General features: G+C 71.3%; 9 protein-coding genes. 6 read left to right on the forward strand and 3 right to left on the reverse strand.

Annotated features, from left to right (window positions below; translation table 11 throughout):
* Positions 1-366 (reverse strand): DUF1989 domain-containing protein (locus ACFXGX_RS41385; protein WP_384803050.1); only part of this gene is annotated, 366 nt, incomplete at its 3' end.
* Between the two features lie 213 nt (positions 367-579).
* Between ACFXGX_RS41385 and ACFXGX_RS41390 the strand changes: the two genes are divergently transcribed.
* From ACFXGX_RS41390 to ACFXGX_RS41415, 6 genes are all read left to right on the forward strand, one after another.
* Complete coding sequence (locus ACFXGX_RS41390; protein ID WP_384803053.1) at positions 580-1,206, forward strand: TetR/AcrR family transcriptional regulator; 627 nt, start codon at positions 580-582, stop codon at positions 1,204-1,206.
* Positions 1,207-1,503: 297 nt separating this feature from the next.
* Positions 1,504-3,081: a sensor histidine kinase gene (locus ACFXGX_RS41395; RefSeq protein ID WP_384803056.1), complete on the forward strand. Its 1,578-nt coding sequence runs from the start codon at positions 1,504-1,506 to the stop codon at positions 3,079-3,081.
* The gene (locus ACFXGX_RS41400) at positions 3,078-3,485 is read left to right on the forward strand and encodes a roadblock/LC7 domain-containing protein (protein ID WP_326788791.1); all 408 of its coding nucleotides are present in this window, start codon (positions 3,078-3,080) and stop codon (positions 3,483-3,485) included. The genes ACFXGX_RS41395 and ACFXGX_RS41400 overlap by 4 nt, the downstream gene beginning before the upstream one ends.
* On the forward strand, positions 3,482-3,937 hold the full coding sequence (locus tag ACFXGX_RS41405) for a DUF742 domain-containing protein (protein WP_384803059.1): 456 nt from the start codon (positions 3,482-3,484) through the stop codon (positions 3,935-3,937). Before ACFXGX_RS41400 ends, ACFXGX_RS41405 begins: the two co-directional genes overlap by 4 nt.
* Positions 3,918-4,538: an ATP/GTP-binding protein gene (locus tag ACFXGX_RS41410; protein ID WP_355770987.1), complete on the forward strand. Its 621-nt coding sequence runs from the start codon at positions 3,918-3,920 to the stop codon at positions 4,536-4,538. The genes ACFXGX_RS41405 and ACFXGX_RS41410 overlap by 20 nt, the downstream gene beginning before the upstream one ends.
* A 76-nt stretch (positions 4,539-4,614) precedes the next feature.
* Complete coding sequence (locus ACFXGX_RS41415; RefSeq protein ID WP_384803062.1) at positions 4,615-6,102, forward strand: cytochrome P450; 1,488 nt, start codon at positions 4,615-4,617, stop codon at positions 6,100-6,102.
* On the opposite strand, the gene ACFXGX_RS41420 is transcribed toward ACFXGX_RS41415, so the two are convergent.
* Both ACFXGX_RS41420 and ACFXGX_RS41425 read right to left on the reverse strand, forming a co-directional pair.
* Positions 6,096-7,055, reverse strand: coding sequence for an RluA family pseudouridine synthase (locus ACFXGX_RS41420; RefSeq protein ID WP_384803065.1), 960 nt, complete (start codon positions 7,053-7,055; stop codon positions 6,096-6,098). The genes ACFXGX_RS41415 and ACFXGX_RS41420 overlap by 7 nt on opposite strands.
* Positions 7,056-7,059: 4 nt before the next feature.
* On the reverse strand, positions 7,060-8,610 hold the full coding sequence (locus tag ACFXGX_RS41425) for an amino acid permease (protein WP_384803069.1): 1,551 nt from the start codon (positions 8,608-8,610) through the stop codon (positions 7,060-7,062).
* Positions 8,611-9,081: the final 471 nt, after the last annotated feature.

Consider the following 9,081-nt stretch of genomic DNA (forward strand, 5'->3'; position numbering starts at 1 on the left):
GGCGACCACCGAGGCGAGCACCCGGCCCTGGTCGGAGAGGAGCAGCCGCCCCGCGCCCAGGTAGGCGTTCCACTGGACCTTGACGGTGTCGGCGACGTTCAGGCGTTCCCAGGGCCGGTCGGCGACGTACAGCAGGAGGTGGGCGCAGGCGTCGCCGGCGAGGTCGGTCAGGCGCAGTTCGGTGCCCCGGGCCAGCACCTTGTGCGTGTAGTTGCCGCCCGCCACGGTCTCGGCCCAGACGAGGGGGCCCGCCTCGGGCGGCGGGTCCTGCCAGTAGTCCGCGGGGACCACGGGCATCGTCTCGGCGCGGGTTCCCTGCTGGGCGCGGGCGTGATCGCGTGCTCCGTGCGTGGTCGCTGTCGCCATCGCGGGTCCTCCGGCTCCTCGGTCATTTCTGTCGCGCGACAGAAATTAGGGGCGGGGTGGGTCGCGGCCGTGTCCCGTGTGTTGCCGGGCGGTTACCTGTCCCTCACGCGGGGTGCGCCGCAGGTGAGGGGTCGTGCGCGGCGCGGCCCGGTGTCCGCCGTGCGCGTCCCGGCACCCCGCCGGGGGCGCGTCGGGTGTGCGAGGATCGAACGCATGGGAACGGGTGGCGGACGCCGGGTCGGCAGGCCCCGGGCCGCGCAGCGGCCGGACAGCGGGTTGTCGCCGCGTGCCGAACTGCTGGACGCGGCCGCCGAGTTGTTCACGACGCGGGGATACGCGGCCACCACCACCCGGGCCGTCGCCGAGCGGGCGGGCATGCGCCAGGCGTCCATGTACCACTACGTCACCGGCAAGGAGGAGCTGCTCGCCGAGCTCCTGGAGTCCACGGTCACCCCCTCCCTGGCGTACGCCCGTGAGCTCCTGGCCGACGACACGGCGTCCGCGGAGGGCCGGCTGTGGGAGCTGTGCCGCACCGACGTGGAGGTGCTGTGCGGGGGTCCGCACAATCTCGGCGGTCTCTATCTGCTGCCCGAGGTGCGCACCGAACGCTTCGCCGGCTTCCATGCGGTGCGGGCCGAACTCAAGGACACCTACCGCCAGTTGCTCGCCGCCACGACGGCCGGCGGCGCGCTCGCCAAGAGTGAGCTCGATCTGCGGACGGATCTGCTGTTCGGGCTGATCGAGGGCGTCATCCTCGTGCACCGCTCCGATCCGCAGCGTCCGGTGTCCGCCTTCGCCGAGGCCACGGCTGACGCGGCGCTGCGCATCGCCGGGATCTGATCCCTCACCGCCACGCCGTTCGTACACCCTTACGCCATCACGCAGCGTGTGCGAATGGGGGCGCTGCGTGTAAATGAGGCTGAGGGTACTCCAGTCTTATGGGCGGTTTCAGGTGCTCGCCGAATATGACACAGCGTTGATCCGGTCGGACTAAGCTCGCCCGCGGCGCACCGAGTTGAGGTGTATTCGTGCGCTTGTTCCCAAAAGTTCCGAAGATCTGGTTTGACCCATGCCGATCCGTGCTGATTCCCCCACAAACCTCCCCCACCCCCAGCCGACTTGTCTCAGAGGGCATACATGGTGAGTGTTCAATCGCCTCCCGGTGACAGTGAACTTCCCTACGCGCGCGTGCTGTTGCTGCCGGCCGTACTGATGGCGGTGGTGACCGGCGCCGCCGTCGCCGTCGTGACCGAGCCGGCCCGGGGCGCGGTGGCCCTGTGCGGCGGCTTCGCCACGCTGCTGGTCATCGCGATCGGCGGCGAAGCCGTCCGCCGCGGCCGTGTCACCCGTGAACTGCGGGCCGACTTCGCGCGCCGCACCGCCTCGCTGGAACAGCGCGTCGTCGCGCACGATCAGGAGATCGTGCGCTTCACCCGGGACGTCCTGCCGTACGCGATCGACCGGCTGCACGAGGGGAACTCCTCGTCGGAGGTCATGCGCACCCTGGGCCGCGACAACCCGGACCTCCGCGAGATCCCCGCGTCCCAGAAGGAACTGCTGAAGAAGCTGCTCAAGACCATCGACGCCGAGGAGTCGATGCGGGACGCGGCCCAGCGCTCCTTCGTCAACATCGCCCGGCGCGTCCAGGCCATCGTCCACCAGCAGAACAACGAACTCCGCGAGATGGAGGAGGACCACGGGCGCAACCCCGAGGTCTTCGACGACCTGCTGCGCATCGACCACGGCACCGCGCTGATCGGCCGGCTCGCCGACTCCATCGCCGTGCTCGGCGGCGGCCGTCCCGGACGCCAGTGGCCCGAACCCGTACCGCTGTTCAGCGTCCTGCGCGGCGCGATGTCACGCATCCTGGAATACCGGCGCATCGAGCTCCACAACATCGTCGACATCGCCGTCAACGGTGTCTCCGTCGAACCGCTCATCCATGCCCTGGCCGAGCTCCTGGACAACGCCACCCGGTACTCACCGCCCCACACCAAGGTGCACGTCACCGCGATCGAGGTGCAGACCGGCATCGCCATCGAGATCGAGGACGGCGGCGTCAGCCTCAGCGACGAGGCCCGCGGCAAGATCGAGGAGCTGCTCCGGCTGGCCGCGGCGGGCGTCGACCCGAACACCATGGGCCAGGCACCCCGGCTCGGGATGGCCGTCGTCGGACGACTCGCGCAGATGTACAACATGCAGATCTCACTGCGGCAGTCCGCGTACGGCGGTGTCCGCGCCGTCCTCGTCGCACCGCGGGCCATGCTCACCACCGACTTCGCCCCCGGTCTCGCGCACGGCATCGGGGCCAGCTCCGTGGCCGGCATCGACAACGGCGGCATCGAGGGCCCCGCGCGCAAGCCCAAGAAGCGCAAGCCGACCACCGGCCCTCGCATCCCCTCGTCGAGCGGCGACCCCCTCGAGGACGACGTCCCGGTCGTCACGGAATGGACGCCGAACGGTCTGCCGCAGCGCCGCAGCCGCATGAAGGTCCCGCTCAGCCGGCGGTACGCCGAGGCCCGCGCCGAGCAGGAGGCCGCCGAGGCCGCCGCCTCCTGGGAACCCGAGCCCGCGCCGGGGGAGAAGGAGCCCGAACCCGGGCTGTGGGTCGAGGCGTTCATGAACGGGCTCAAGGGCGACCCGGACCCGACCGCACTCAGCACGGACAGCCGGCCGGGCCCGGCCGAGGCCGACGACGAGAGGGACCTCAAGTGATCCAGCAGCGAGCCAACTTCGACTGGATGCTCAAGGAACTCGCCGACGGAGTGCCCGGCATCCAGCAGATCGTGGTGCTCTCCGCCGACGGGCTGCGCATCGCCCGCTACGGTGGCGACCCGGACGCGGCCGACCGCGTCGCCGCGGCCTGCGCGGGCCTGCAGAGCCTCGCGGGAGCCGTCGCGGGCGAGATCCCCAAGAGCGACGGCCGGATGCGGATGGTCATCATCGAGATCAACGGCGGCTACTTCTACCTGATGTCGGCGGGACCCAACGCCTACCTCGCCGTCCTCGCCAACCAGACCGCGGAACCCGGGCTGATGAGCAACCGCATGCGCGACCTCGTCGTACGCATCGGCGCCCATCTCACCAGTCCGCCGCGCCGCAACGGGCAGACCGTATGAGCCCTCCTCAACGCCGACGGCGCCAGCCGAGGGAGCGGCCCCCGGAACCCCCCGCGCCGCCCACCCCCCTCGCGGGCCCGGAAGGTTCCGCGGGGGAGGGGCAGGAGGGGGAGGGCAAACCGAAGAACCCGGAGCGGCTGTACGTCCTCACCGGCGGCGGTGAGGGCGGCGACCGGGCCGAGGTCGACTTGGTCACGCTGGTCGTCGCCCGTGCCGTCACACCGCCGCCCGCCACCCAGCCGGAGCAGTCGGCACTGCTGCGGCTGTGCAGAACCCCCCTGTCCGTGGCCGAGATCTCGGCCTATCTCAATCTGCCGTTCAGCGTGGTGACCGTCCTGCTCACCGAGCTGCTGGCGGCCGAACTGGTACGGGCGCGCGCCCCCATCGTCCGTCAGGCGCTCCCCGACCGTTCCCTCCTCGAAGCGGTGATGCATGGACTTCAAAAGCTCTGACACCGTCACGGGCCCTCGCGCCGAGGACCACCTCCCGCACACCGCGCAGGCGGCGGTGAAGATCGTGATCGTGGGCGGCTTCGGAGTCGGCAAGACGACCATGGTGGGCTCCGTCAGCGAGATCAAGCCGCTGACGACCGAGGAGACCATGACGCAGGCCGGTATAGGCGTCGACGACAACTACGGGTCCGAGACCAAGACCGCCACCACCGTGGCCATGGACTTCGGCCGGATCTCGATCACGGACCAGCTCGTGCTCTACCTGTTCGGCACGCCGGGCCAGGAGCGTTTCTGGTTCCTGTGGAACGGCCTGTTCGAGGGTGCGCTCGGCGCGGTCGTCCTGATCGACACCCGCCGCCTGGAGGTCAGCTTCGACGTGATCGGACGCCTGGAGGAGCGCGGTGTCCCGTTCGTCGTCGCGGTCAACGACTTCCCCGACGCGCCCCGGTACCCGGTCGAGGACCTGCGGGCCGCGCTCGACCTCGCCGAGGAGATCCCGATCGTGCGGTGCGACGCCCGCCGCAGGGCGTCCAGCCGGGACACCCTCATGACCCTGATGCGGTTCCTGCATTCCCTCGCGATGACGTCGGCGCACCGCTGAAAGCCGTACGGTGAAAGCAGCATCCGTACGCCAACTACCAATCCACAGAACGTACTTGAGCTTCGGAGCGATCATTGTGACGACCGAATCCCATTCCCCGGCCGGTACGGAAGAACCCGCGTTCGGCCCCCCGCCCGGCTGCCCCGCCCACACCATGGGCCCCGGCGTCGGACCGGGCGGACTGCGCCGCCTGTACGGGCCCGAGGCGGAGGACCTGGGCGCCCTGTACGAGAAGCTGCGGGCCGAACACGGCGCCGTCGCACCCGTGTTGCTGCACAACGACGTACCCGTCTGGGTGGTCCTCGGCCATGCCGAGAACCTGCACATGGTCAGCACCCCCGCGCACTACGCCCGCGACAGCCGGCTGTGGACCGCCGTGCAGGACGGCACGGCGGGAGCCGACCATCCGCTCGCCCCCCACATCGCCTGGCAGCCCATCTGCTCCCACGCCGAGGGCGACGAGCACCTCAGACTGCGCGGCGCCGTCACCGGCGCCATGTCCACCATCGACTTCCGCAGCCTGCGCCGCTACATCAACCGCGCGACCCAGCGCCTCGTCAACGCGTTCTGCCCGCTCGGCAAGGCCGACCTGGTCGGACAGTTCGCCGAGCATCTGCCGATGTCCGTGCTCTGCGAGATCATCGGCACGCCCGAGGACTACAACGACCGCATGGTGCACGCCACCCGTGACCTGCTCAAGGGCACCGACACCGCCATCGCCAGCAACGAGTACGTCATGAGCGTGCTGACCCAGCACACCCTGCGGCGCCGCGCCGAGCCCGAGGACGACTTCACCAGCCACCTCATCAACCACCCGGCCCGGCTCACCGACGACGAGGTGGCCCAGCACCTGCGGCTCGTCCTCCTCGCCGCCTACGAAGCCACCGCCAACCTCATCGCCAACGTGCTGCGCATGCTGCTCACCGACCCGCGCTTCCGCGCCCAGCTCAACGGCGGGCAGATGACCGTGCCCGAGGCGGTCGAGCAGTCCCTGTGGAACGAACCGCCGTTCAGTGCCGTCCTCGGCTACTTCGCCAAGCAGGAGACCGAGCTGGGCGGCCAGCGCATCCGCAAGGGCGACGGACTGCTGTTCGGGATCGCGCCCGGCAACGTCGACCCCCGCATCCGTCCCGACCTGGCCGCGAGCATGCAGGGCAACCGCTCCCACCTCGCCTTCGGCGGCGGCCCCCACGAGTGCCCGGGACAGGACATCGGCCGCGCCATCGCCGATGTCGGCGTCGACGCCCTGCTGTTGCGCCTGCCCGACGTCGAACTCGACTGCGACGAGGGCGACCTGCGCTGGCGCAGCACCATGTCCTCGCGCCACCTCGTCGATCTGCCCGTGCGCTTCGAGCCCAAGCCCACACAGGAGGTCACCCAGCGGCCGTCCGTGCGCGCCCTGCCCGCCCAGCGAACCCCCTGGCAGGTGACCACGGAAGAAACCGTCGCACCGGCCACGCCCGCACCGCAGCCCAAGGACCCCGAGCCCGCCCCGGCCGCTCCCGGGCCCGCCGCCCGGCCCGGCGCCTGGCAGCGCCTCCTGCGCTGGTGGCGCGGCTACTGATCCCCGGCGCCCCGGCCCGACCAGGTGTCGTACGCGGTCCACGCCTCCAGCGCCCGCCCGCTGACGAACCGATGGGCCCGGCCGGTGACCGGATCGGTGAACTCCAGCGTCCGCGCCAGCAGTTGCAGCGGACGCCGGAAGTCACCGGCCGGCACCGGCCCGGTCACCACCGGGTACAGCGGGTCGCCGAGGATCGGCACGCCCAACGCGCTCATGTGCACCCGGAGTTGATGGGTCTGTCCGGTCCGCGGAGTCAGCCGGTAACGCCCGAGACCGTCCCGGTGCTCGACGAGGTCGACCCCGCTGACCGCGTTCGGCTCGCCCGCCACCTCCCGGGCGGCCATCACCCCGCGCTCCTTGAGGATGCGGCTGCTGACCGTACGCGGCAGACCCAGACCGGAGTCGTACGGCGCCACGGCCTCGTACTCCTTGCCGATCAGCCGGTCGCGGAACAGCGACTGGTACGCGCCGCGCTCCCCGGGCCGCACGGTGAACAGCACGAGCCCCGCGGTCAGCCGGTCGAGACGGTGCGCCGCGCCCAGCTCCGGCAGCTCCAGCTCCCGGCGCAGCCGCGCGAGGGCCGTCTCGGCGACATGGCTGCCGCGCGGTGTGGTGGCCAGGAAGTGCGGCTTGTCGGCGACCACGATGTGCTCGTCGCGGTACACCACGTCGAGCGGGAACGGCACCCGCTCCTCGTGCGGCAGCTCCCGGTGGAACCACAGGAACAACCCCGGCGCGTAAGGTTCTTCGGCGGTCAGCGGCCGTCCGTCCTCCAGGACGATCAGCCCCTCGCCGATCATCGTGTCGATGACTCCGTCGCCCGCCGCGAGCCGTTCCACCAGGTACGCCCGCGCCGTGGCCCAGCTCCCCTCACGCGGCAGTCTGATCCGCACGGGGTCGACCCCGTGGCGCTGCGGGAGGGGAGCTGGCGGGATCCGGGGCTTACGTCTCACCTGGTCAAGCGTACGAGGCCTCGGCGGCCTCGGACGCCCCTTCCTTCGCCGACCGTGCCTCGAACGCCCGGTAGGCGGCGCCCGCCACCAGCGTCACGGCGAGGAACAGCAGGGTGAACCAGCGGAAGTACCAGTGCCCGCCCGCCGGGTCGTACACCGCGGCACGCGGCCACGCCAGGTTGACCGTCATGAAGAGGCCGTAGACGAGGGCGAGCACGTTGACGGGGACGCCCCAGCGGCCCAGCGAGAAGAGCGGGGCGCCCGTCTCGTCGGTGCCCTCCACCGCGAAGCGCCCGCGCAGCCGGCGTACCAGCAGGGGTCCGGTGACCATCGCGTAGGCGAGGTACAGCATCACGATGCACGTGGTCCCGATCGCCAGGAACGCGTCCGGCGAGGCGAAGTTCAGGAGCAGCAGGGCCGTCGCGAGGACGCCGACGACCAGGGCGGGTGCGGCCGGCATGCCGGTGCGCGCGTCGACCTTCGCGAGCCGGCCGGAGAAGGGGAGCCGGCCGTCGCGGGCCATCGAGAAGAGCATGCGGCCGGCGGCGGTCTGGATCGCCAGGGTCGCCACCGCGATCGCCACCACGACATCGGCGAGGAGCGCCCGGCCGACCCCGTCGCCGAGGCTGCTGGTCAGGACGTAGCTCAGTCCGTCGACGCCGAGCCGGCCGTCGGTCAGGCTCGGGGCGGCGAGCAGTCCGCCGAGCACGATCAGCCCGCCGAGCAGACCGGCCGCGCCGAGCGCGGTGAGGATCGTCCGGGGCGCGGTGCGCCTCGGGTGGTGGGTCTCCTCGCTCATCTCTCCGGCACTGTCGAAGCCGATCATGACGTACGCGGCCATGAACGAGCCCACCATCAGCGCCCCGAACAGGCCGGTGCCGCCTCCGCCGGTGTGGAAGGTGATGCCGGGGGAGCGCTCGGAGTGGGTGAACAGCAGCACGATGATCAGGACGGCGCCGATGATCTCGGCGGTGACGCCGATCCGGTTGACCGCGGACATCACACGGTTGTCGAGGACGTTCACCAGCGTGGTCAGGACGAGCAGGACGGCACCCAGGACGGCCGCGTTGGCGGCGCCGTCGGGGCTGGTCGGAGCCGGATCGTCGCCGATGAGCTGGAATCCCGCCCAGATCGCGGGCAGGACCATCTGCAGGGCGAGTGCCGCCGCCGCGACCACGACGATCTGTCCGATCACCATGATCCAGCCGGCGAACCAGCCGAAGGCGGGGTTCGACAGGCGCGAGGACCACTGGTAGATCGCGCCGGAGATCGGATAGCGGGCGGCGAGTTCCGCGAAGCAGGCGGCGACCGCGAGTTGTCCGGCGAACACGGCCGGCCAGGTCCAGAAGAAGACCGGGCCGCCGAAGGAGTACCCGAAGGCGAAGAACTGGAAGACGGTGGTGAGGACGGAGATGAAGGAGAACCCGGCGGCGAACGAGGCGTACCGGCCGAGGCTGCGGTGCAGTTCCTGGCGGTAGCCGAACTCGGTCAGGGAGCGGTCGTCCGGTGAAGCGGGCGGATCGGGCCGTACGTCGGAGGGGGCGGTGGTGGTCACGGCGGCACCTGCCTTCGGCGCGAAGGGTGAAGGGTGAGCGGGAGGGCGAGCAGGATTCCTGTCGGGTGACAGAAATTAGAGAGCCCCTGTTTCCCCCGCGTGACGCGCCCGTATCACCGACGGACCCAATTCCTCACGCCCCCGCCGCCCACGCTCAACGCCCCCGCCGCCCGCCCTTCACGGGCCTGCTTTCCACTCATCGCCCCTCGCCTCCGGCTCTCCGCGGGCCCGCCGTCCGCTGCTCGCGGCCCGGCGGCCCGGCGGCCCGGCGTCCCGCCCTTCGCGGCCTCGCCGTCCGGTTGTCGCAGGCCGGGCCGCGGACCCTTCACGGGCTCGCCGCCCGTTCTCCGGGGTACCCGTGCATACGTCAGGAGGCGGGCCCGCCGCATACGGGTGCGCCGCCAGGGGGGGTCGGGGGGGTGGGGGGGGGCGGGTGAGGGGCTAAAAATCATCGACGCCGCCACCAGGGGC

Origin of the sequence: Streptomyces sp. NPDC059371, from assembly GCF_042751995.1 — a bacterium.
Taxonomy (GTDB): Bacteria; Actinomycetota; Actinomycetes; order Streptomycetales; family Streptomycetaceae; genus Streptomyces.

Coding starts and splice junctions, on each gene's coding strand:
- ACFXGX_RS41390 (WP_384803053.1), top strand. CDS start 580: ATGGGAACGGGTGGCGGACGCCGGGTCGGCAGGCCCCGGGCCGCGCAG.
- ACFXGX_RS41395 (WP_384803056.1), top strand. CDS start 1,504: ATGGTGAGTGTTCAATCGCCTCCCGGTGACAGTGAACTTCCCTACGCG.
- ACFXGX_RS41405 (WP_384803059.1), top strand. CDS start 3,482: ATGAGCCCTCCTCAACGCCGACGGCGCCAGCCGAGGGAGCGGCCCCCG.
- ACFXGX_RS41410 (WP_355770987.1), top strand. CDS start 3,918: ATGGACTTCAAAAGCTCTGACACCGTCACGGGCCCTCGCGCCGAGGAC.